The sequence below is a fragment of the Wenzhouxiangella sp. AB-CW3 genome (genome assembly GCF_014725735.1).
Classification (GTDB): domain Bacteria; phylum Pseudomonadota; class Gammaproteobacteria; order Xanthomonadales; family Wenzhouxiangellaceae; genus Wenzhouxiangella.
The window spans coordinates 1,939,608-1,962,438 of record NZ_CP061368.1; the positions used below are offsets into that span (position 1 = coordinate 1,939,608).

Genomic DNA, 22,831 nt, shown 5'->3' on the forward strand with positions numbered 1-22,831 from the left:
TCAGACTCCCAGAGCCAGTTTGAGAATTGCAATCACGGCCAGCAGGCCGCCGAAAATGGATACCAGACGCACGGCAACCAGGGCCAGGGTCTCCACCAGATGACTGTCGAAGTAGTCCTCGATAATGACCTGCATGCCCAGCTGCCCATGGTAGATGCCGGAAATCACGAACAGCAGCGCCATGGCGGCATGGAAGGGGTGACTGAGCAGGTCCGCGGCCTCGGCGTGAGTGGCGCCGACCAGCGAACACATCGCCCAGACCAGCCAGACGGTCAGAACGACCAGGCCGATGGCACTGAACCGCTGTGCCCACCAGTGAGACACGCCATGGCCGGCCGAGCCATGGTTATGTGCATTTGCGAGTGGATTTCTCAGTCTCACAGCAGACCTCCCCAAACCACGGCGGTCATCACCACGCTGGCGATCAGCACAATCCAGCCGGAGGCATAGGCACCCCGCAGGTCCAGCAACCAGCCGGCGTCCCAGAGCAGATGCCGAATGCCGTTGAGCAGGTGGTAGAACAGCGAAAACGTCCACACCAGCATGGCGACCAGGCCGATTGGCGTGGCCAGCAGTGAATTGATGCGCTCGAAGGCCTCAGGCCCGGAAGCCAGGGCCAGCACCCACAGCACGACGACCACCATGCCCAGGCTGAGCAGAATGCCGCTGATGCGGTGGGAAAACGACATGACCGAAGTCAACTGCGGCCGGTAGACCGTATACGGGGAGATCGGGCGGTTATCCGTCACCATGATCCTGTTCTCTTTGTTGTCTGCGAGATATGTTCAGAAATCGATGCAGCGACCGTCTTTTTCCCAGTCGCCGTAGCGGGTCGGCTCCAGTCCCTTGCGCCGTCCGCCAATTTCGACCGGGCGGTCCGGGTCCGGCTGTTCCCGGCGCTCCTCCCGATCGGCTTCGGCAGGCTTGTCCTGCCGATTTTCATCTTCACGAGCCATCATACAATTGTACCCTGTTTTGCCAGCTCATTTGATGACGGAATAATCATGTCCGAAGGCTTCAGATTGGATCACCTGGCCGTGGCAACATTGTCCGGACCGGACGCCCTGGCTTTCGCCCAGTCGCAGTTCACCCTGGATTTCGACCATGTCGGGGAAGAGTCCTGGCACCCGTGTGCCTGGTGTGATCCCAAGGGCAAGGCCCTGATTGTCATGTTGGCATCATGCCGTGAATCCGACATCGATCTGGTGCTGCCAAAAAGCCAGGCCGAACTGCTCTCGACCCGCCTGCCGCTGTATGCGATTGGCCGAACGGTGAACATCGCGGTCTCTGAACACGCACCGGGCGGATGGAATGCCCCGAGCGCTCATGCCAGACCCTTGTCCTGGGACGAGCAACGCTCACTGGAACCCGCCACCGCGACGCTGCCCATCGACGGCACAGCCAGTTCAGTCTGGCAGCGGGCTGATCTGGATCAGCGTATCCCATGGCTTTCGGGGCAGACTTCGGCGCGTCACCTGCCACAGTCCCTGGGGCTTGAGGCGCTGGATGGGCTGAGTTTCAGCAAGGGCTGTTATCCGGGTCAGGAAGTCATTGCCCGGGTGCACTACCTGGGCAAGGTGCGCTACCGGACAAGCCTGATCGATTTCGGCGGCAACCCGCTGCCCGAGCCGGCCGAAACCCTGCGCGATCCTGAAGGTCAGCGAGTGGGAGAGTTGCTGTGGGGGTTACAGCAGGACGGCAATGCACGGGGACTGGCCGTATTGACCGTCGACTGTGATGCCGGGCAGACCGTGGTGAGCGACGGCGGCTCGTCCAGCGGGCAGGTTTTGCCCTGAGAAGCCGTATGCTACTATCGGGAAAGCAATCGACAAATAAAGCGAATCATGCACTTAGAGGGGTCAGTTGAATGAACACTTCAAACCATGCACGGCGCCTGTTCTGCCTTCTGATTTTTCTCCTTTTTGCCGGAGCCGCAGGGGCCGTGCAGGAAGATGACGAGATCGATGTCGAAGAGGCGGTAGAAGCCGTCGAAGCAATTGAACAGGCCGAAGCAAGGGATGAGCTTCCGGAAGAAGCGGCCGAGCCCCCGCCAGAAGAAGCCACGGAGCCGGACGATGCCGAACCCGTGCAGGAAGAAGACCTTGTCGAGGAAGACGTTGCCGCTGACGAACCGGACGCGGCAACAGACCCGCAGCCCGAGCAGGCAGAAGAAAGGCCCGAAACCGGGGAGCCGCCTGCCGAAGCGACTGATCCGGACCCCGCCCCGTCGACTCCTGAAACCTTTACATTGCAAGGCCACCCGGTATTCAGCCCCGACCAGGCCGAACGGGTTTACGGACCACTGGTACGCTATCTCAACGAGACACTGCCTTATCGCTTCGATCTGAGGCTGTCTCGTGACTTCCATCGCTACTGGCTGGATGCGCGCCGTGGCGAAACGCCGGATCTGGTCATCGAGGAAGCACACATGACCGCGTTTCGCATGCAGCGCGACGACTACTCCCCGCTGGTGGCTGCAGCAGCACCCATGAGCTATTCGCTGATGGCTCGCGCCGAACATGAGGGGGCCGGTCTCGCCGACTTCATCGGCCGGCCGGTTTCATCCATGCCCTCTCCCAGCCTGGGCTACCTGGTGCTGGCGCGCTGGTATGACAATCCCATGCAGCAACCTGTTGTCCTTTCGAATGCCAGCTCGTGGCTGGATGCCATCGAGATCGTCTTTGCCGCCGAAGCCGAGGCGGCCATCGTGCCGCGCACCCTGGCCGAACGCTACGTCAATCTTGAACGGGTACAGACTTCGCGGGAATTTCCCGGACTGACCCTTTCGGCCAGCCCGGCGGTGCCGGAAGGCATACGCGAAGAAATCCGCCAGGCCATGCTGATATTGCACGAAGACGACGACTACATCGCGGTGTTGCACGAACTCGACCTCGAACAGTTTGTCGAGGCCGAGCCCGGAGCCTACGAAGGTCTGGAAGAATGGCTCCGTGCAGTGACCAGGGCGTTCTGATTGCTACAATTATTGACCCGGCACTGTTCCCTGCCGGCCGGTATCACTTGCGTGCCACCAGGTAGCAGATCCAGCCGGCATCGGCATCGCCGGTTTCAGCCGGCTCGTAGATGCCGTCGCCCTCGCCCGTTTCCTCGTCGGTGCCTTCCCAGTACACGGTCACTTCCGAATAGCCGGCCTCATCGAGCAATTCACGAATTTCCGGCAGGGTCCAGAGGCGCCAGTAATACTCGAATGCCCGATCCAGGCGGGAGCCGTCGGGAAACTCGAAGTGGATCAGGCAGGTCATGTGGTGATGGATGGGATCGAAACTGGCCTGATCCCAGGTGTAGGTGAAGTCGTCGTATTCTGTGCTCTCTTCGAGCTCACGATGGGCATCGTATCCACCGAAGGCATCGAGAAACAGAACACCGTCATCGACCAGCGCATCGCGTACGCGGCGGAAGTAGCCGCGCAGCAGGTCACGCGTGGTAAACAGGTAGTAACTGAAGTTCATGGCCAGCACGGCGTCTGTCGGCTCGGTTGCCACCTGCATGACGTCATCGCACACCAGCTGTATCCGGCCGGCCTGATCGTCGGTCAGTTTCGACAGGTGATGACGCCTGCCCCACTCCAGAACCGACTTGTCCAGGTCCACGCCCACGGCCCGATTGCGCGGACCGGCGGCAACCCAGTGGCTGGCGGTATTGGCGGTGCCGCAGAAATCTTCCCGAATCGATACCAGGGGGCGACCGGTCAAGGACTCGAAGGTCTCGCTGACGAATTCCAGCTCAGTTTCCGGATCCTGGACGCTGGCTTCGTAGAGTTCATGCCGATCGGCCTGGTCGGCCATCGTGGATTTACGCCTGCTGGGCTTTGACAATGCTGGGCTCCTGTTGCGTATTGAGAACAAGTAACGGGCCGTGGCCCCGGTCGAAACAGATTATTCGCGCTGCTCGCGGATGGCGGGCCAGGCGGCACGCAGGTAGGCCAGCATGGACCAGATGGTCAGAATCGCGGCAATCACCAGCAACCAGCGCCCTATCTGCAAAACGGGCAGCCCCCACAGGGGCTCACCGTAGAGCAGGAACCCGATCGCGACCATCTGCAATATGGTCTTGAGCTTCCCGGTCCATGCCACCTTGACGCGGGCGGCCTCACCCAGTGCCGCCATCCATTCACGCAGTGCCGAAATCGTGATTTCACGCCCCAGGATGATGGCCGCGGACAAGGCGATGACGATTTCCGGATGACGCTGAACGATCAGGATCAACGCCACGGCCACCATGAGCTTGTCGGCCACCGGGTCAAGAAAGGCACCGAAACTGCTGGTCATGCCGAAGCGCCGGGCAATCCAGCCATCCAGGCCATCGGTGATCGCAGCCAGCACGAACAGGGTCACGGTGAGCAGATTGGCCCATTCCACCGGCAGATAGAACGCCACGACCAGCACCGGTATGAGCACGATGCGCAGCAGCGTCAGCAATGTGGGAATGGTCAGGTGCAAGTCTTCTCTCCGGTCATTGAGACGCTATTATCCCGCAGTCGGCTGATGGTTTGGTCAAGTCTTGGAACTTTGACCCGATTTGGAGCTTCGGGCAGACACTTCCTTGAGGTGCCCTGCGATCAGCTCGGCGAGCTTGCGCGAGATGCCAGGCACCCGCTCGATTTCGTCGACGCCAGCGTCAACCAGACCCTGCAACCCGCCAAAGTGCTTGAGCAACAGCTGGCGTCTTCGCGGCCCGATGCCGGGCACGGCTTCCAGTGGCGATGACTGGGCACGCTTCTGGCGGCGCTTGCGGTGTCCGCCAATGGCAAAGCGATGCGCTTCGTCGCGAATTTGCTGGATCAGGTGCGATACCGGATCGTGCGGTCCGGGCACGGCCTGCTGGTCACCGAAAATCAGTGTTTCGTAGCCGGCTCTGCGTGCAGGCCCCTTGGCCACGCCCAGCAAGGGAACCGCATCCAGCCCAAGTTCCTCCATCACGTCCCGGGCCTGTGACAACTGCCCTTTCCCGCCGTCTACAACAACCAGGTCCGGCAGCACCTGATTGCCTTCCAGGGCCCGGGAGTAACGCCGCTTGAGCACCTGTTTCATGGCGGCATAGTCGTCGCCAGGAACAATATCGCGAATGTTGTAGCGGCGGTAAGCTTTCTTGTCGGAGCCACCGGGGCCAAACACCACGCAGGCGCCCACGGTTTCGGTGCCGGAAATGTGCGAGATATCGAAACACTCGATGCGTTCAGGGGGTGACGGAAGATCGATCAGTTCGGCCAGCGCCGCCAGACCGCTGCCGATATGATCCCGCTCGGCCTGCCGGCGGCGCAGGGCGTCTTCGGCATTGGCCACGGCCAGCCGAACCCATTCGGAACGATCCCCCCTGAGGCGCCAGCGCAGCCGGACCGCGCTGCCCCGTCGGCTGCCCAGGGCTTCCTCCCACAGCCGGGCTTGTGCCGGGGACTGTGAAAGCAGAATCTCGGCCGGGGGCTTGCGCTCGGCATAGTACTGGCCTAGGAAGGCCGACAGCACTTCGGGCTCGGGCATGTCCTCGTCGAGATTGCCGGGAAAATACGTGCGCCCGCCGACATTGCGTCCGTGCCTGAACTCTACCACGTGCAAGGCCGCGTTGCCGGGCAGAACGCTCATGCCGATCAGGTCGATATCCATCGTGCCGCCGGTCACGTACTGGTTGGCACGGACCTGCTGCATGCTGCGGATACGGTCGCGCAAACGGGCGGCCTGCTCAAAGTCGAGTCGACCGCTGGCTTCCTCCATGCGTTCGGCCAGATACTCGATGACCTCCTCGTTCTTGCCCTGGAGAAAGTCGACCGCGGCCTGAACGTCACGCTGATAGGCTTCTTCGCTGATATAACCCACGCAGGGCGCACTGCAGCGATTGATCTGGTACTGCAGGCAGGGCCGATTGCGGTGTGCGAACACGCTGTCGCGACACTGGCGCAGACCGAAAAGCTGGTAGATCTGATTGAGTGCCTCGCGTACCGAGCCGGCACTGGAAAATGGCCCGAAATACTGGTGCGGCGGCTTGCGCGGACCACGATAGAAGCCGATGCGCGCAAACGGATGACCGGCTTCCAGCCTGATCCAGGGGTAACTCTTGTCATCGCGCAGGTTAATATTGAAACGTGGCCGGTGGGCCTTGATCCACTCATTCTCGAGCAGCAACGCTTCGGCTTCGGTACGGGTCAGACTGACTTCCATCGAATCGACCTTGCGCAGCATCAGGTCGATGCGCGCGCTGCGCGGCCGGGCACTGAAGTAGCTGGCCACCCGACGACGCAGGTTGCGCGCCTTGCCGACATAGAGCACCTTGCCGTCTGCATCCCGCATCAGGTAGACGCCCGGCCCGGTCGACAGAGAGGCGGCAAAGGCGCGACCATCGAACCGGCTCATGGCTGTGGTCGTGCCACCAGCGATTCCACCAGGCGATCGGCCGCCGTTTCGAGCATGTCGAGGACCTGCCGGAACCCGTCGTCGGCACCATAGTAGGGGTCGGGCACTTCTTCCAGGCCGTAGTCCGGCACCAGGCTCATGAGCAGATCGACGCGGGCGGTGGCGTGTGCCGGACGCATGTCCTGCAACACCCGCAGGTTTGATCTGTCCATGACATAGATCTGCTCGAAGCGGGTGAAATCCTCGACCGCGACCTGGCGTGCGCGTTCGCCGCTCAGGTCCAGGCCGCGCGAGCGGGCGGCCTGCACGGCCCTGGCGTCGGGCGGTGCGCCCACATGGTAGCCGGTGGTGCCGGCCGAGTCGGTCAACAGCTCCAGCCCGGCCTGCTGCAGGCGATGATCGAATACCACCCGGGCAGTCGGGCTTCGGCAGATATTGCCCAGACAAACAAAAAGTATGCTTTCCATGGCTTTAAATCACTTTGTTGCAGTCAGGTATAAACATGCTTCAACACGCCCGGCCGACGCATGTACAGCCAGGCCCTTGGTCAGACTCGCCTGGCCGAGTGTCGTTCCAGGTAGCGCTGGACGTCCTCGGGTGTGTCGATCCCTGCCGGCACCGGTGATTCAGCCTGTGCGCAGACGATGGTCCAGCCGGCCTCCAGGGCGCGAAGCTGCTCCAGCGACTCGCAGCTTTCCAGACTGCTCGATGGCAAATCGGGCCAGGCGGCAAGGGCATCGGTGCGATAAGCATACAGGCCGATATGGCGCCGCGCCTGTTGCCGAGGCCACTCTCCATCACGCTGGCAAGGCACCGGCGCGCGCGAGAAATACAGTGCGCGACCCCGACTGTCGGCCAGCAACTTGACCACATTCGGATCTTGCCAGTCGCGCTTTTCTTCGATAGGCCACCACAAGGTGGCCATGCTGGCCGTGGAATGCTGTTGCAGAAGTTGTGCAACCTGGTGTACGCAACCAGGCGGCATGTCCGGCTCGTCGCCCTGAAGATTGACGACAATGGCATCGTCGGCCAATCCCAGCAACTGGGTGGCTTCTGACAGGCGATCCGTACCGGAACGGTGATCGCGCGAGGTCATGATGACATCGCCACCGGCGCCTTCCACCGCATCGGCGATTTCTTCACTGTCGGTGGCCACGTGGACGCTCATTGCCTCGCAGTCGTGGGCTTTTTCCAGCACGCGAACGATCAACGGCTTTCCCGCCAAATCCACCAGTGGCTTGCGTGGCAGCCGGCTCGCCTCCAGGCGGGCCGGGATAATGATGTGAAATCGATTCATGTCGAATTAAAGTTTCTCACGTGTTCCAGAACCGGCTGGGTGGCTGATCTTGGCAAGCTGGCCCGAACCGGCAACACCAGAGTCTCCGGCAGGCCTTCCAGGCTTTCAAGTTTGACTGCGTCCTTCTCGGTCACGATCAGCGGCCCTTCCAGCGACGCCAGGGCTTGTGAATCGAATACGTGGTGGTCAGGAAATGGGTGACACCGAAAGTACAGCCCCAAATGCTCAAGTGTGGCGAAGAAGCTTTCCGGATTGGCGATGCCGCAGACTGCATCAAGCGCTTGATCAGACGGCAGATCAACTGGCTGGCGATCGGCAAGCCGGTAGGCCTGGCCGGGTTCGATGGCGAAAGCCTGGCCGGGCAATCCCGAAACACTTGCCGATCCTCCGGCCTGTTTGCGCAGCACCAGGTCAACGAGGTCCAGGCGCGCCACGGGTTGACGCAATGGACCGGCCGGCAAGAGCTGCCCGTTACCGAACCCACGCGCCTCGTCAATCACGCAGATTTCGAAGCTTCGCGGCAACCCGGCATGTTGCAGACCATCATCGGACAACACCACATCAGCGCCATCATCGAAGGCGGCATGCATGGCCAGCCCACGTTTGCGACAGACCCAGACCGGACAACCCGTGGTTCGGGCCAGGAGCAGTGGCTCGTCACCGCATTGTTTCGGATCATCAGCCGGTAGCACCTGAAAGGGCTCATCCGAGGTCCGCCCGCCATACCCCCGGCTGATGATCGCCACGCGCCACCCGGCCGAAAGCAGCTCGGACGACAAGGCGGCAACCACCGGGGTCTTGCCACCCCCACCCACCGTGATGTTGCCGACCACGATGACCGGGCCTGGCGGCTTGCCATAGTCTCTCGCCAGGTGCCTGCGAGCGGCCATCCCATACAAACCGGACAGGGCCCGCCAGCCGAAGCCCGGCCGGGCCTGCTCGTACCACAGCCTGTTGAAGTAACGCTCGAAGCGATCGTGAAACCGCGTCATCAGCCTGAAGGGTTGCTGGCCAGTTGCAGGCGGTGCAGGTACTGGTAGAGCCCCTCTTCCTGCTCGAGCAGTTCCTGGTGGGTACCCGACTCGATCAACCGTCCCTGATCCAGCACCACGACCCGATCGGCTTTTTGCACCGTGGCCAGGCGATGTGCGATGACCAGCGTGGTTCGGTCACGCATCAGATTGTCCAGTGCCGCCTGCACCGTCTGTTCGGATTCCGCGTCCAGAGCCGAAGTGGCTTCGTCCAGGATCAGGATGGGGGCATCCTTGAGCAGGGCCCGAGCGATCGCGATGCGCTGGCGTTGTCCTCCCGAGAGCAAACCGCCATCCTCGCCGATGGGCGTATCCAGCCCGTTGGGCAGGCGCTCGATGAACTCCATGGCATGGGCCGCTTCGGCCGCAGCCAGAATGTCCTCGCGCGATGCCGAAGCCGAGGCACCATAGGCGATATTGCGTGCCACCGAATCATTGAACAGCACCACGTCCTGGCTGACCATGGCAATCTGACGTCGCAACGCGGCCAGCCGGAAATCCACGATGTCAATGCCATCCACCAGGATGGTTCCGCTCGACGGCAGGTAGAAGCGTGGCAACAGCTTGACCAAGGTGCTCTTGCCCGAGCCGGAACGCCCCACCAGTGCCGTCACCTGGCCGGCACCGATCTCGAGGTTGACGTTCTGCAACGCCGGTCGTTCGGCGCCCGGATAGGTGAAACTGACATCGCGGAACTCGATCTGGCCGCTGACCCGCTCGGGCTCGGCCGTGCCAATGTCTGTTTCGGCCGGCGTGTCGATCAGGGTGAAAATACTGTTGGCCGCCGCCACCCCTTTCTCGATCATCACGTGCATCTTGGTCAGACGCTTGAGCGGGGGGATGCAGGCCGCCATGGCGGCAAGTACCGACATGAAGATGCCGGCGGTCACCTCGGTCTCCATTAGCTGACTGGCAGCGATAATCAGCAGCAGGATGACAGCGAGCCCTGCGGCCAGTTGCACTAGTGATGAAGACACAAGCTGGGTAGCGACCAGGCGCAGGTGAAGCCGCCGGTTACGGTCATTGATGGTGTGAAAGTTTTCACGTTCCTGGGGTTGTCCCCCGAAGACCTTGATGACCTCATGACCGTTGACGGCTTCCTCGGTCACGTGGGTGACATCGCCCATCGAGTCCTGGATGCTGGTGGAAATCTTGCGGAAACGACGACTGATGACGGTCACGATCAGGGCAATCACCGGAACCAGCAACAGCATGGTCAGTGTCAATCGCCATGACTGGATGAGCATGACACCGACCAGAGCGATAATCGTGAGCACATCGCGGGCAACCCCGATCAGGGCCTTCGTCGCCGCTTCGGCCACCTGCTCGGTGTTGTATGTCACGCGCGAAATCATCTGGCCCGACGACTCGCGATCAAAATACTCCGCCGGCAATTCGAGATAGCGATAGAACAGCTCTCCGCGCAGGTCCGCAATCAGACGGCGACCAACCCATTGCATTCCGAACTCGCCACCGAAATTACCGATAATGCGAAGGAAAACGGCACCGAAGACCAGCGCCGGCAGAATGAAATCAAATGTCGGATCCGGCGCGGCGATGGTCTCGTCGATCAGGGGGCGTAGCAGGTAAAAGAAGAGGCCCTGCCCGGCCGCGTCCAGGGCAACGGCCAGCAGTGCCAGCAAGAAAATGGCGCGCTGGCGCATTACATGGGACAGCAGGCGACCGTAAACCTGGCGCCCGGTCATGCGCTCGCGCTCACTCACGGGTTATTACCGCTTTCTTCCACGGTCGCGATGCTGACGCGCCGGATGCCCTCGGCGGCAGCCGCATCCAGTGCGCGCACGACCAGGCGATGCGTGGCATTGCCATCGGCACGGATGACCAGCACCTGTTCCGGGCGTTCGGCGAACCGTTCGCCAAGGGCGGCCTGAATGGTCGAACGGCGCTCGTCGACCAACTGCTGGTCCCCGAGGTAGATCTGGCCCTCGCCAGTGATGATCAACTCGACCACATCCGGCAATGTCTCGGTCTCGGCGGTTGCAGCCTCGGGCAGATCCAGGCGCAGCAGTGCATGCTGTTCGAAAGTGGTCGAAACCATGAAGAAGATCAACAGCAGAAAGACCACGTCAATCAACGAGGTCAGGTTGATCTCTGGCTCTTCGCGTTCTTCGTCCAGCAGTTTCATGGCAAACGCGATCTGCCCTAGGCCGGTGACGGGCGGGATATTGAGGCCCGATGCTCGATGGCCTGCAGCAGGTCGATGGCCTGTTGCTCCATCTGCACCACGTAGGCCCGAACCAGCCCGCGAAAGTAGCGGTAGAAAAAGAAGGTCGGGATGGCCACGGTGAGGCCGGCGGCGGTGGTGATCAGTGCCTCGGAAATGCCACCCGCCAACTGCCCCGGGTCGCCCACCCCGTGGGCAACGATGGCGCTGAACACCTTGATCATGCCGATCACGGTACCCAGCAGGCCCAGCAGCGGAGTGATGCCGGCGATGGTGCCAAGGGTGTTGAGAAAGCGTTCCAGTTCATGCACCACGTGGCGTCCGGTATCCTCGACCGCATCCTTGATTACCTCGCGACCGCGCTGGCGATTGGCCAGGGCCGCAGCCAGTACACGCCCCAGTGGCGAACTGCGACGCAACTGCTCGATGTGCTTGTCGTCCAGTTCGCGCTGCTGCGCCCAGTGACGCACCTGGTCGAGGACGCCATCAGGCAGCACGCGCTGGCCACGCAAGGCCACGAAACGTTCGATGATGATGGCGACCGCGATGATCGAGCACAGCAGAATGGGCAGCATCAGCCATCCGCCGGCAATGACGATTTCTAGCATGTGTCGGGACGATTCCGTGCCGGTTCGAAGTCCAGCGTGCATGATACCGGGTTTGGACGCCCCGCGTGGGCCGGTGCGGGCGGTCTGTGAGTCCACGAAGAGACTCGGCAGGGGTCAGGGACAGTGATCACGCTGCTTCCAGAACCGGGGCTTGAGCGTGGCCATGGAGCGAATCTCTGGTGCCCTGCCCTCGCTCATTCGCACCCGCAAAGCACCGCATTGACCGGTGCTCACCAGCCGGACGCCGGCTGCATCCAGTCGCTGCCTGACCTCGGGATGAGGTCGCTCGAAGCGGTCATGCCGTCTGACCGAAGCAAGCGCCAGGCCGGGCGACACGGCCGCGAGAAAGGATGAGCTGCTGCCGCGGCGATGACCGCCTGCCGATAACACCAGCACATCGGCCGGTGGACCGTTGAACAACTGAACAAGGCGCGCCTCAACGGCCGCGTCGATCGCGCCGGTCAACAGCATGCTCCCTCCGGGGCCAGCAACATGCAGCACGCACGATGAGTTGGCCCCCAGGTCGGGCAGGCCCGAGCTGGGATGCAGAATCCTGAAGCGATACTTGCCGGCCTGCCAGGCCTGACCGGCCAGGCAGGGGTTGTCGAAGTGCTCCGGGCTGCCCAGTATCCGCTCTGGAGGTACGCGATCCTGTATCGAACCCAACCCACCGGCGTGGGCTCGGTGATCGTGGGAGACCACGACCCGGTCAATCCGCCGATGATTCAAACCGGCCAGCATGCTGTCCAGTTCGCGCCCGATCAGGTCGTTGCCCTGCCCGTCGCCCGGCCCGGTATCGTAGAGCAGCACTTCAGCCTCGTTATGCATCAGCACGGCCAGGCCATCGCCGGTGTCCAGCATCCACATCTCCAGTTCGGCTTTGCCCGGGACTCCCGGCCTGGCCGCCAGCAAGGGCAGCAGCAGAATCACCCCAAGCCCCCGGGCCGGCCAGCCTCGCGGCGCCAGCAGCCACAGGGCGCCGATAGCGGCCAGTAATACCGCTGTTTGACTGCCCGCCACCCACGGCATGTGCGACCAGCGCAACTGGTCGATCCACTGCAGACCATGGATCAGCATCATCAGGCCGGTTTCTCCGATTCGGGAAACCCAAGCCGTGCCCAGACCCAGGGCCACACCGACCATCTCCATCAGCAGCGCCGGCAGTATCCATATCCCGACCAGCGGAATGGCCCCAAGATTGGCCAGGAACGCACCCGGGACGAGCTGCTGAAACACACCGATGTTCAAAGGCAACAGCCCCACGGCCACCACCAGTTGGGCCCGCATCAGGCCCACCAGCCACTGCGAGCGAGCGGCCGGCTCAACCGGCCGCCAGGCGAAGGCCCACACCAGCACGCCGACTGCGGCGAACGACAGCCAGAAACCGGTGGCCAAAGGCGCCATGGGATCGAATAACAGTACCGCGGCCAGGGCCAGCAACAATGCATGGGCCGGGGCAATACCGCGACGGAAGAAGAAGGCCAGCACCACCGCCGCCAGCATGATCAGGGCTCTTTGCGTGGGCAGCGTGAAACCGGCCAGCATGGCATAGCCCATGGCCGCGAGCAGTCCGCCGGCCAGTGCGATCCGACGCCTGTCCAGCCGGCCTCCGAGCAGTACCAGCGGTGCCAGAATCAGGCTGCAAAGCAGCGTGACCATGCCCGCTACCATGCCGACATGCAGCCCGGAGATGGCCAGCAGATGAGCCGTACCCGTGCGTCGCAGCAAATCCGATGTATCAGCCTGCATGGCCGACCGATCCGCCAGCCCCAGCGCTCGCTTGAGGGCCGCGGCGTCGCGGTGCTCGGTTTCGGCCTGGAGAATGCTGGCCAGCCGCTGGCGCTGGCGGTCAGCCAGACCACGGGGTGAATCCGGCAATGCCTCGAAGTCGTCGCGCACCGCGGCCGTGGCCCCGATCCGCTTCGACAGAAGGTCACGCCGGCTGTCAAACCCGAACGGATTGTCCCGCCCGGCGGGTGGACGCAGTTCAAGCTCCAGGTTCCAGCGCGAACCGGGCTGGACATGCACCGGCGGCCGAAACCAACTCACCTGAATGCGACGGGGGACATTCGCGTTGTTTGCACCACGATCAGTTCTGATCTCAAACCGCAGGCTCTGTTCATGCTGAACAGGCAGGCCCGCGACCGTGCCGGTCACCCGCTGCCGATCGCCGGCGCGGTCTTCCGGCCACTGCCGGTCGGTCAACCACTGAGCATGGCCCAGAAACCAGGCCATGCCGAGCAGAAACAGGGCTGGAGCGCGCGAGATCCTGAATCCCAGCCCTGCCAGCGATAGCACCAGGATCAGGAGCAGCCCGCCCCACCCTGGCAGAACCGGCAGCATGGCGGCCGCAACGCAGCCGGTTGCCGGCAGAAGGAGAAAACGCCAGCCCCTGCCCATCCCCGGTGTCAGTCGATGGGCTGGAGCAGTCCCCCGGTCATCTCCAGGCGCCGATCCATGCGTTTGGCCAGCTGGGGGTCGTGCGTGACCAGCACAACACTGGTGCGGAACTCGCGATTGAGATTCAGCATCAGGTCGTAGACCTGGGCGGCATTGCGCTCATCGAGGTTGCCGGTCGGCTCATCGCCGAGAATGCAGGCCGGCCGGTTGATCAAAGCACGCGCCACGGCAGCACGCTGGCGTTCCCCGCCCGACAGCTCACCGGGCTTGTGATGAAGGCGCTCCCCCAGCCCAACGGTTTCGAGCAACTCACGCGCCGCCTCGGTGGCCTGCTCGGCGGGCTGCTTGCCGATCAGCAGCGGCATGGCCACGTTCTCCAGTGCACTGAACTCCGGCAGGAGATGATGAAACTGGTAGATGAAGCCCAGGTGCCGATTGCGAATCCTGGCCCGCTGCTTTTCATCGCCGGACGCCATATCGGCCCCGGAAACGAAAACCTGTCCCGAGGTGGGCTTGTCCAGCCCGCCCAGCAGGTGCAGCAAAGTGCTCTTGCCCACACCCGATGCGCCAACAATAGCTACGCTCTCGCCCGGTGCAATATCCAGGTCGATACCGCGCAGTACATGCAGGCTGGTATCGCCCTGGACATAGGTTCGGGTCAGGGCACGGGCCTGAATGACGGCATCACTCATGACGCAGGGCCTCCACCGGCTCGGTCCGCGAGGCTCGCCAGGCCGGGTAAATGGTCGAAAGGAAGGAAAGGACAAGGGCCAGGGACCCGAAGCGAACCACGTCGCTCATGCGCAATTCCGAGGGCAGATCGCTGATGTAGTAAATTTCGGCAGAAAGAAATTCGACGCTGAACAGCGTCTCGAGGCTGGCCACGACGGATTCGACATTCAGTGCCAGAACAATGCCGAGCACGACCCCGATCAGGGTGCCGATAACCCCGATCAGGGAACCCTGGACCATGAAGATTCCCATGATGCGCCGCGGACACAGACCCATGGTCTTGAGAATGGCGATATCACCCTGCTTGTCGGTCACCACCATGACCAGCGTGGAGATGATGTTGAAGGCGGCCACCGCGATGATCAGCGACAGGATGATGAACATGACTGTCTTTTCAGTCTGCACGGCGCGGAAGAAGTTGGCATGCTGCTGGGTCCAGTCCCGAACCTGGTATATGCCAGGCAACTGATCGGACAGCTCCAGTGCCACCCAGCGTGCCCGCATCATGTCATCGAGCTTCAGGCGGATACCGCCAACATTCTCGCCCAACCGGAACAGGCGCTGGCCATCCTGGTAGTGGATGACGGCCAGGGCGGTATCGTACTCGTGCACGCCGGCCTCGAAGATTCCGGCCACGGTAAAGCGTCGTACCTGCGGGACCACGCCGGCCGGTGTCGCCCTGATCTCGGGAGCGAATATGGTCACTGGATCACCCGGCCCCACCCCCAGGCGATTGGCCAGGCCGGAACCCAGCAGCACCTGCCACTCTCCGGGCACCAGATCCTCGATCTGACCGATGCGCATGAGCTCATGCACCTCCGAGACTTCGGGTTCCAGCGCCGGGTCGACACCACGAACCAATGCACCCGCCGTTCGCCGGCCACGCAGCATGGTTTCCTGTTCGACATACGGCGCGGCGCCGCGCACCTCGGGGTGTTCGTTGGCCAGGTCCAGCACGTCCTGCCAGTCGGCAAACGTGCCGTCATAGCCCTGGATGGTGGCGTGGGAGATCATTCCCAGTATGCGCTCGCGCAGTTCGCGTTCGAACCCGTTCATGACGCTCAACACGGTAATCAGCGTCATGACCCCAAGCGCGATGCCGGCCATGGAGATCAGGGAAATGAATGAGATGAAGTGATTGCGGCGCTTGGCACGCAGGTAACGCAATCCAACAAAGATGCTCAAGGGGTGATACATGGATGCTCAGCTCGGCGACATCTGTCGCAAATGGTCAAGGACGCTGCCCAGCGCTTCGGGCAGTGGCGCATCAAACACACGCTCTTCCGGCCACGGCAGATGCAGGTAGTGGGCGTGCAGGAACAGCCGATCCAGCCTGTCCGGTCCGGACTGTGGATTGTAGCGCTCGTCGCCGGCGATCGGGTGGCCGATATGGGCGGCATGGGCGCGAATCTGATGGGTGCGGCCGGTTTCTATGACCGCCTCGACATAACTGTAGCCCGGCAAGGCCTCTAGCACGCGGAACACGGTTCTCGCCTCTTGCCCGTCTTCTGCGACGATGACTCGATGCTGGCCACTGCCGTCGCGAATTTTCTTTAGCGGCGCATCGATAGGCATCTGGGCCTGAGACAGATTGCCCGACAGCAGGGCCAGGTAGCGCTTGTCTACCGCGCGGGTCGTAAAGGCTTCCTGCAGTGCCACGCTGGCCTGGCGACTGGCCGCGAAAACCACCACTCCGCTGGTGGGCCGATCGAGCCGGTGAACCGGTTTGAGCCCCTCTCTGATTCGCTCCAGCACATCGATCAGGCCGAACTTCAGTCCACTGCCGCCATGCAATGCAATGCCGGATGGCTTGTCCACCACCAGCAGGTCGTCATCCTGGTAAAGAATGCGAGCGCGGATGTCCTCGATCAGGCCCAGTGGGATGGACGGCTGTCCGGAGCGGCGGGTGTCGACCGGTGGAATGCGTACCTGGTCACCGGTCTGGAGCTTCTTCATCGGCTTGGCTCGCCGGCCGTTGACCCGTACCTGCCCGGTCCGTACCAGTCGGTAGACGAGACTGCGGGGCACGCCTTCGAGGCTGCCGATCAGAAAGTTGTCCAGTCGCTGCCCGGCCTGGTCGGCCGACACGGTGGCATGTCGAACTGCCGGCCGCTGCGTTGCTTCACCCATCTCTCGGAGCTTCCTCGGGGAAATGCAAGTCACCGCCTTCAGACTATCATCGAAGGGTGCGCAATGATAAGATAATCGGGTTAAGTTCGGGCCATTGGACCAGCCGGCCGGAAATGGTGAATGCCGCTTCCGCCAACCGGCCCGCCCGACTCAACCAGAAAATGGACTCATGCCCGGCGATGTTTGCTTCAAGCCTTGCGCCGGGCGTCCGTCAGACGGACCAAGACAAGCCCGATTCGGTGCCCTGATAAGGTTCCGGGTCGTGAAATCAACAGTGTGGCCGCCGGCCCTTTCAGGTCGGGCGACCGCCCAAAAAGTTACGCGTTCCGCTTCGGCCAGAAGAGACTTGCCGCCGGGGACCGTGCCAGATATTTCAGGTGCGCGCTATCGCGCGACCGCCAGTCCGCGAAGCCCGCCGAATGTTGGCTGATGCCTCGCGAGGATTTTGGCGGCGAGACTCCGGTCTCGTCGCGCCGGCAGCCCGCCGCTGCCCGAACACTGGCTCTCACCAGCCGCCTCTCTTGGGGAGCGCGGCCCTGTCAGGCACTGACCCCCTGGGCAATTCCCCGGTCGAGCGGACGCCGGAGGAACAATACGAATGAAACGCATGCTGATCAACGCGACTCAGCCAGAAGAGTTGCGCGTGGCCATTGCCGATGGCCAGACCCTGCTGGACCTCGACATCGAAGTCCCGGCCCAGGAACAGAAGAAAGCCAACATCTACAAGGGCCGCATCACGCGTGTCGAACCGAGCCTGGACGCCTGTTTCGTCGAATTCGGATCGGAGCGGCACGGTTTTCTGTCGATGAAGGAAATCAGTCGCGAGTACTTCAGCGAGGCGGCGATCAAGCAGCTCGAGGCCGGTGAGCGAGTCGAGATCAAGGACGCGGTGTCCGGTGGCCAGGAGATCATCGTCCAGGTCGACAAGGAAGAGCGTGGCACCAAAGGTGCGGCACTGACCACCTTCATCAGCCTGGCAGGGCGCTACCTCGTGCTGATGCCGAACAATCCCCGTGCCGGCGGCGTGTCGCGCCAGATCACCCGTGATGAACGCAAGGAGCTGCTCGAAACCCTGAGCGCCATCCGGATTCCCGAGGGCATGGGCGCCATCGTGCGAACCGCGGGCGTCGGCCGCGACAGCGAAGAGCTGCAGTGGGACCTCGACTACCTGCTGCATCTGTGGAGCGCCATCCAGGAGGCGGCGCGCTCACGCAAGGCCCCCTTTCTGATCTACCAGGAAAGCAACCTGATCATCCGTGCGCTGCGCGACTACCTGCGCGAGGATATCGGTGAAATCCTGATCGACGACGAAAAGGTCTTCGAGGACGCACGCGAGTTCATGCAGCAGGTCATGCCGCATAATCTGCGCAAGCTCAAGACCTACAACGACGCGACCCCGCTGTTCTCCCGATTCCAGATCGAAAGCCAGATCGAGTCGGCTTTTGCCCGCGAGGTGCGACTGCCGTCGGGCGGCGCCCTGGTCATCGACCATACCGAGGCATTGCTGTCGATCGATATCAACTCGGCCCGAGCCACCAAGGGGGCCGATATCGAAGAGACCGCGCTGCAGACGAATCTGGAAGCGGCCGACGAGCTGGCCCGCCAGTTGCGGCTTCGTGACCTGGGCGGTCTGGTGGTTGTCGATTTCATCGACATGATGAGCAAGGACGCGCAGCGTCAGGTCGAGAATCGTCTGCGTGATGCCATGCGCATGGACAAGGCGCGGGTACAGATCGGGCGCATTTCGCGGTTCGGTTTGCTGGAGATGTCGCGTCAGCGACTGAGGCCGTCACTGGGTGAATCCAGCTATATCACCTGCCCTCGCTGCGACGGATACGGTGCCATTCGTTCCATTGAATCGCTGGCGCTGTCGATCCTGCGCCTGGCCGAAGAGGAATCGATGAAGGAACACACCTCACGGGTCATCGTGCAGGCACCCATCGAGGTCGGCAACTTCCTGCTCAACGAAAAGCGCGATGCCATGGCCGAGCTGGAACAGCGCAACAAGGTGCCGATCACCATCGTCGCCAATCGCTACCTGGAAACCCCGCGTTTCGACATTCAGCGCCTGCGCAGCAGCGAATCGATTGACGAGCCGAGCTACGCCCTGGCCACCGGGGAGGACCTGGAGGCCACAGCCGGACAAGGGGATGTACAGGGTCAGGCAGCGCCTCCGCCGCCACCACCGCCGGCTGCAGTCAGCGGCGTTCGGCCACGTGCACCGGCCCCGGCCCGCAAGAACGATGGTTTCATCGCTCGCTTGATAGCCGTGTTGCGCGGCTGGTTCGGGGGTGGCGACGATGGCGAGGGCCGCAAACAGCGCGGCAAGCAGCGCCGACACGATCGCAAGCGATCGGGCAAGGCCGTCAGTGGCCAGCATCGACGCCCGAATCGAGGCAAGCCACAGGACGGCAAAGGCAAGTCGGGACCGGAGAAGTCCGGTTCTCCGGCGCGCAAGAAGAAGGGCAGCAAGAAGAAGGCAGCCCAGGCCCGCAAGGGACCGGACGATTCCAACCGCCCGTCGGATGGTGGCACGCCCGAAGCACCCAAAAAGAAGAAGAAGCGGCGTCGGCGCGGTGGCAAGAAACGCCGCGCTCGCGGCGATGGTCAGCAGCAGGATGCTGGTTCGGGCAAGGAACAGCACAGTCAAGGCTCGGACAAAGCGCAGCAGAACCAAGGCTCCGGAAAAGAGCAGCAGAGTCAGGCTGAGCCACAGAGCCATAAGCGGCAACAGAAGCAGTCGCAACAGAAGTCACGCCCGCCGCAGACTGATTCGCCTGGCAAGGGCGAACAGGCTAGCGGCAGCGAAGGCAAGGTTGGCGGCAAGGAGCAGAGCGGTCAGAAAGCCGACGACACCGCATCGAGCAGCCCGACGACTGCGCCTGCCGCGCAGCAGCCAGTCCGAAATCAGGATGATGCAGCGAAGCGGAAAGAGCCGTCGACCAAGTCGCACACCGGGGCTGCTGAGAACAGCAGGAATGAAACCCCAGCGCCCGCTGCCGAGCCGAAGAAGGCGCCAGAAGACAGCAAGTCTACTTCCGAACGCTCGAAGCAGCGTGCTGACGATCAGAAGCCCGACAATTCTCGGAGCGGGGAGTCATCGGCGGACAAGACATCGCCACAGCAGCAAGGTGAAAAGCCCTCCTCGCCGAGCAAGACATCCGCGGATGGCGGCAAGCAATCCGTGGCCGGTGAGAGCAGCACAAAGGCATCCTCGGACAGCGGCGAATCGCGCAAGGACAAGAAGCCGGCACCGGACCCTGCTAGCAGCAACAGCCGGAAGGCCGACTCCGAATCACGTCCACAGGCGGTGCCCGAAGGTGGCGGCATCTACCGCCTGAACAAGGACGGCGAAGACAAGAAAGACTGACACTCACCAGGCCGTCTGGCCTGGAGGACGGCCTGACCGGAAATCGTTCCGGTCAGGCCGAGTCGGCGCTGACCAGCCCGTAGCGCAATGCCATGCGCAGCAGCTCCACCTCGCTGTTGACCCCGATTTTTTCATAGATCCGGTACTTGTAGGTCGCCACGGTCTTGGGGCTGACCTTGATGACCTCGCCGATAGAAGGCATCTTCATCCCCTGGATCAGCATCAGGGCAATCTCCAGCTCCCTGCCGGTCAGTTCCTGAAACGGCGACTGCGGCGTACCCGGCAACAGGGACAGCGCCAGTTGCTGCGCGATATCGGCGCCAATGTAGCGTTCACCCCGCCGTACCGTCCTGACGGCATTGATCAGCTCCTGTGCATTGCAGGCCTTGGTCAGGTAACCGGTCGCGCCAATATCGAGCAATCGCGCCGGAAGCGGCGGCTCGCTGTGCGCTGTCAGCACAATCACCCGAATGTCGGGCTGAACCTTGAGAATGCGTTCCGTGGTTTCCAGCCCTGACAGTCCGGGCAGCCCGACATCCATCAGAATCACATCGGGTTCCAGATCGCGGGCGAGATGGATGGCCTCCTCCCCGGAACTTGCCTCACCGACCAACTCGAAATCTTCGGCATCGGCCAGTATGTTCTTCAGTCCCGTACGAACCAGATCGTGATCATCGACAATCATTATTGCAGTCACGTGAACAGCCCCTCCTGCTGCGTAATTGGTGGTTCTTGCCAATCATTAACTTACAGCAATTCCCGACCGGGCGGCAATCCGGGGTACTGCCGGGCCGTCATCCCCATCCACAACAATACCCCGCCCAACACGGTATCATCTGCCGTTCATCCAAACTGACCAGAATTCTGGCCAATGGAGTCACCAATGCAGAAATCCCGTTTCCCCGCAGTTGCATCCCTGTTGCTTGGGGCCGGCCTTGCCTCGTCGCTGGCGCTGAGTGCCAGCACGGAGAGCATCAGCACCGAGTACCAGGGCTTTGAGCTCACCACCGTCGCCGAAGGGCTGGAACACCCCTGGTCAATCGCCTTCCTGCCTGACGGCGACATGCTGGTCACCGAACGACCCGGGCGACTCAATCGCATCGATGCCGATGGCAATACCACGGTGATCGAAGGCACACCCGAGGTAGTTGCCCGTGGACAGGGTGGTCTGCTGGAGGTCGTGCTGCACCCCGCCTTTGAAGACAATGGCACCATCTACCTGACCTACTCCAAGGGCGGTGATGGCGAGGACACGGCCACCGCCCTGGCGCGCGGACGACTGGACGGTGATCGTCTGCACGATGTCGAAGACATCTTCGTACAGAACCGTTATTCCCAACCGGGCCGACATTACGGTTCAAGGCTGGCCTGGCTGTCTGACGGTACGCTGCTGATGAGCATCGGTGACCGTGGCGCCGAGCCACCGCGGGCGCAGGATCCGCTCGATCATGCCGGCACGCTGTTGCGCCTGAACGACGACGGAAGCATTCCGGCCGACAACCCCTTTGTCGACGATGACGATGTCGCTTCCGAGATCTACTCCATGGGGCACCGGAACATTCAGGGTCTGGTCGTCGATCCCGAATCCGGCATAATCTGGGCCACCGAGCATGGTCCGAGGGGCGGAGATGAACTCAACCGTATCGAGCCCGGCCTCAACTACGGCTGGCCGGTGCAGAGTCGTGGACTGGATTATCGTACCGGAGAACAGTTCGGCGATAGCGTTCGCGACCATCCTGACATGGTCAACCCGGTTGTCGACTGGACACCCAGTCTCGCCGCATCCGGCCTGGCCTTGCTGGTTGACGACCACTTCGCTGCCTGGCAGGGCAATCTGCTGGCCGGTGGCCTTCGGTCTGAGCACATCCGCCGTGTCGAACTGCGTGACGGCGAGGTCGTCCACGAGGAAGAACTGCTGCGCGGGCATGTGGGCCGTATCCGGGATGTGCGTGTTGGACCCGACGGCAATATTTACGTTGCCACCGACAGCAGCGATGGCGCGATCTACAGGATGTCACCCGAGAGCTGAATCGCGACTTGATGCAACGCATAAAGTCTGATCGCACCGACGAGCGGGGGCAACTGCCCCTGCTCGTCGTGCTGACCGGCGGTGTGGCCAGCGGCAAAAGCCTCGCCGCCGACTACTTTGCCGAACTGGGAGCAGCGGTCATCGATACCGACCTGATCGCGCGCGAGGTCGTGGCTCCCGGCTCGGACGGACTGGCCGAGGTTGCCCGTGTCTTTGGCCCGGAAATGATAGACGAAAACGGTGAACTGAACCGTCGCCGCCTGCGTGAACAGGTCTTTGCCGACGACCAGTCCCGTCAGCAGCTCGAAGACATGCTGCATCCGCGCATCGAGCGCCGCGCACGTGAGCATATTGCTGCAGCCGGCAGCCACCATGACTACATCGTGCTGGTCGTTCCGCTGCTGGTTGAAACCGGCCTGTTTCCCGAGGCTGATGTCGTGGTGGTGATTGATGTCCCCGAAATAGTACAGATCGAGCGCCTGACCGGGCGCGACCGCATCGATCACCAGCAGGCAAAGGCCATGCTCAATGCACAGGCCAGCCGGGAGCAGAGACGGGCAGCCGCCGACGAAGTGCTCGACAACACCGGCAGCCCTGACGATCTGCACAAGTCCGTGCGGGCACTGCACGACAAGCTGCGAGAAACCGCACGGCGCAGGCGATCAGCAGGTTCCCGACCGGCCTGAC

At 62.5% G+C, this 22,831-nt stretch carries 22 protein-coding genes; 5 read left to right on the forward strand and 17 right to left on the reverse strand.

The genetic code is table 11. From position 1 onward, the window contains the following. From sdhD to IC757_RS08490, 3 genes are read right to left on the reverse strand one after another with little or no spacing between them, the layout of a single operon-like run. Positions 1 to 381 (reverse strand): succinate dehydrogenase, hydrophobic membrane anchor protein, encoded by a 381-nt coding sequence (gene sdhD, locus IC757_RS08480; protein WP_190973890.1) that lies wholly within the window; start codon positions 379 to 381, stop codon positions 1 to 3. Beyond that, a complete protein-coding gene (gene sdhC / locus IC757_RS08485) occupies positions 378 to 752 on the reverse strand; it encodes a succinate dehydrogenase, cytochrome b556 subunit (protein ID WP_190973891.1) in 375 nt (124 codons plus the stop codon). The genes sdhD and sdhC overlap by 4 nt, the downstream gene beginning before the upstream one ends. A 33-nt stretch (positions 753 to 785) precedes the next feature. Beyond that, positions 786 to 959, reverse strand: coding sequence for a DUF1674 domain-containing protein (locus tag IC757_RS08490; RefSeq protein ID WP_190973892.1), 174 nt, complete (start codon positions 957 to 959; stop codon positions 786 to 788). A gap of 45 nt (positions 960 to 1,004) precedes the next feature. Here IC757_RS08490 and IC757_RS08495 point away from each other — a divergent pair, with 45 nt between their 5' ends. Beyond that, entirely contained in the window at positions 1,005 to 1,796 is a 792-nt protein-coding gene (locus IC757_RS08495) for a YgfZ/GcvT domain-containing protein (RefSeq protein ID WP_190973893.1), read from the forward strand. Positions 1,797 to 1,867: 71 nt separating this feature from the next. Then, positions 1,868 to 2,971 carry a phosphate/phosphite/phosphonate ABC transporter substrate-binding protein gene (locus tag IC757_RS08500; RefSeq protein WP_190973894.1) on the forward strand — a complete coding sequence of 368 codons (1,104 nt, stop codon included), beginning with the start codon at positions 1,868 to 1,870 and terminating at the stop codon, positions 2,969 to 2,971. A gap of 43 nt (positions 2,972 to 3,014) precedes the next feature. On the opposite strand, the gene IC757_RS08505 is transcribed toward IC757_RS08500, so the two are convergent. From IC757_RS08505 to IC757_RS08565, 13 genes are all read right to left on the reverse strand, one after another. Next, the gene (locus IC757_RS08505) at positions 3,015 to 3,833 is read right to left on the reverse strand and encodes a class I SAM-dependent methyltransferase (RefSeq protein ID WP_223846066.1); all 819 of its coding nucleotides are present in this window, start codon (positions 3,831 to 3,833) and stop codon (positions 3,015 to 3,017) included. A gap of 60 nt (positions 3,834 to 3,893) precedes the next feature. Next, complete coding sequence (gene pgsA, locus IC757_RS08510; protein WP_190973895.1) at positions 3,894 to 4,457, reverse strand: CDP-diacylglycerol--glycerol-3-phosphate 3-phosphatidyltransferase; 564 nt, start codon at positions 4,455 to 4,457, stop codon at positions 3,894 to 3,896. A 54-nt stretch (positions 4,458 to 4,511) separates the two neighbouring features. Further along, positions 4,512 to 6,362, reverse strand: a complete 1,851-nt coding sequence (uvrC, locus tag IC757_RS08515) for an excinuclease ABC subunit UvrC (protein WP_190973896.1) — start codon at positions 6,360 to 6,362, stop codon at positions 4,512 to 4,514. Further along, a complete protein-coding gene (locus IC757_RS08520) occupies positions 6,359 to 6,829 on the reverse strand; it encodes a low molecular weight protein-tyrosine-phosphatase (RefSeq protein ID WP_190973897.1) in 471 nt (156 codons plus the stop codon). Before IC757_RS08520 ends, uvrC begins: the two co-directional genes overlap by 4 nt. A gap of 80 nt (positions 6,830 to 6,909) precedes the next feature. After that, positions 6,910 to 7,659, reverse strand: coding sequence for a 3-deoxy-manno-octulosonate cytidylyltransferase (gene kdsB / locus IC757_RS08525; protein ID WP_190973898.1), 750 nt, complete (start codon positions 7,657 to 7,659; stop codon positions 6,910 to 6,912). Continuing rightward, complete coding sequence (gene lpxK, locus IC757_RS08530) at positions 7,656 to 8,651, reverse strand: tetraacyldisaccharide 4'-kinase (protein WP_190973899.1); 996 nt, start codon at positions 8,649 to 8,651, stop codon at positions 7,656 to 7,658. The genes kdsB and lpxK overlap by 4 nt, the downstream gene beginning before the upstream one ends. Then, positions 8,651 to 10,414, reverse strand: coding sequence for a lipid A export permease/ATP-binding protein MsbA (msbA, locus tag IC757_RS08535; RefSeq protein WP_223846067.1), 1,764 nt, complete (start codon positions 10,412 to 10,414; stop codon positions 8,651 to 8,653). Before msbA ends, lpxK begins: the two co-directional genes overlap by 1 nt. Next, the gene (locus IC757_RS08540) at positions 10,411 to 10,836 is read right to left on the reverse strand and encodes an ExbD/TolR family protein (RefSeq protein ID WP_190973900.1); all 426 of its coding nucleotides are present in this window, start codon (positions 10,834 to 10,836) and stop codon (positions 10,411 to 10,413) included. Before IC757_RS08540 ends, msbA begins: the two co-directional genes overlap by 4 nt. 17 nt (positions 10,837 to 10,853) lie before the next feature. Continuing rightward, entirely contained in the window at positions 10,854 to 11,483 is a 630-nt protein-coding gene (locus tag IC757_RS08545; protein ID WP_190973901.1) for a MotA/TolQ/ExbB proton channel family protein, read from the reverse strand. A gap of 114 nt (positions 11,484 to 11,597) precedes the next feature. Then, entirely contained in the window at positions 11,598 to 13,883 is a 2,286-nt protein-coding gene (locus IC757_RS08550; RefSeq protein ID WP_190973902.1) for a DNA internalization-related competence protein ComEC/Rec2, read from the reverse strand. Between the two features lie 8 nt (positions 13,884 to 13,891). Next, on the reverse strand, positions 13,892 to 14,575 hold the full coding sequence (lolD, locus tag IC757_RS08555) for a lipoprotein-releasing ABC transporter ATP-binding protein LolD (RefSeq protein WP_190973903.1): 684 nt from the start codon (positions 14,573 to 14,575) through the stop codon (positions 13,892 to 13,894). Continuing rightward, on the reverse strand, positions 14,568 to 15,812 hold the full coding sequence (locus tag IC757_RS08560) for a lipoprotein-releasing ABC transporter permease subunit (RefSeq protein WP_190973904.1): 1,245 nt from the start codon (positions 15,810 to 15,812) through the stop codon (positions 14,568 to 14,570). Before IC757_RS08560 ends, lolD begins: the two co-directional genes overlap by 8 nt. A gap of 6 nt (positions 15,813 to 15,818) precedes the next feature. Then, on the reverse strand, positions 15,819 to 16,745 hold the full coding sequence (locus IC757_RS08565; RefSeq protein ID WP_223846068.1) for an RluA family pseudouridine synthase: 927 nt from the start codon (positions 16,743 to 16,745) through the stop codon (positions 15,819 to 15,821). 598 nt (positions 16,746 to 17,343) lie between these two features. Here IC757_RS08565 and IC757_RS08570 point away from each other — a divergent pair. Next, entirely contained in the window at positions 17,344 to 20,115 is a 2,772-nt protein-coding gene (locus IC757_RS08570; RefSeq protein ID WP_190973905.1) for an Rne/Rng family ribonuclease, read from the forward strand. Between the two features lie 52 nt (positions 20,116 to 20,167). Here the strand turns inward: IC757_RS08570 and IC757_RS08575 are convergent, their stop codons facing one another. After that, on the reverse strand, positions 20,168 to 20,812 hold the full coding sequence (locus IC757_RS08575) for a response regulator (protein ID WP_190973906.1): 645 nt from the start codon (positions 20,810 to 20,812) through the stop codon (positions 20,168 to 20,170). A gap of 186 nt (positions 20,813 to 20,998) precedes the next feature. Between IC757_RS08575 and IC757_RS08580 the strand changes: the two genes are divergently transcribed. Continuing rightward, positions 20,999 to 22,144, forward strand: coding sequence for a PQQ-dependent sugar dehydrogenase (locus IC757_RS08580; protein WP_190973907.1), 1,146 nt, complete (start codon positions 20,999 to 21,001; stop codon positions 22,142 to 22,144). 11 nt (positions 22,145 to 22,155) lie between these two features. Beyond that, positions 22,156 to 22,830, forward strand: coding sequence for a dephospho-CoA kinase (coaE, locus tag IC757_RS08585; RefSeq protein WP_223846069.1), 675 nt, complete (start codon positions 22,156 to 22,158; stop codon positions 22,828 to 22,830). Position 22,831 lies beyond the last annotated feature (1 nt).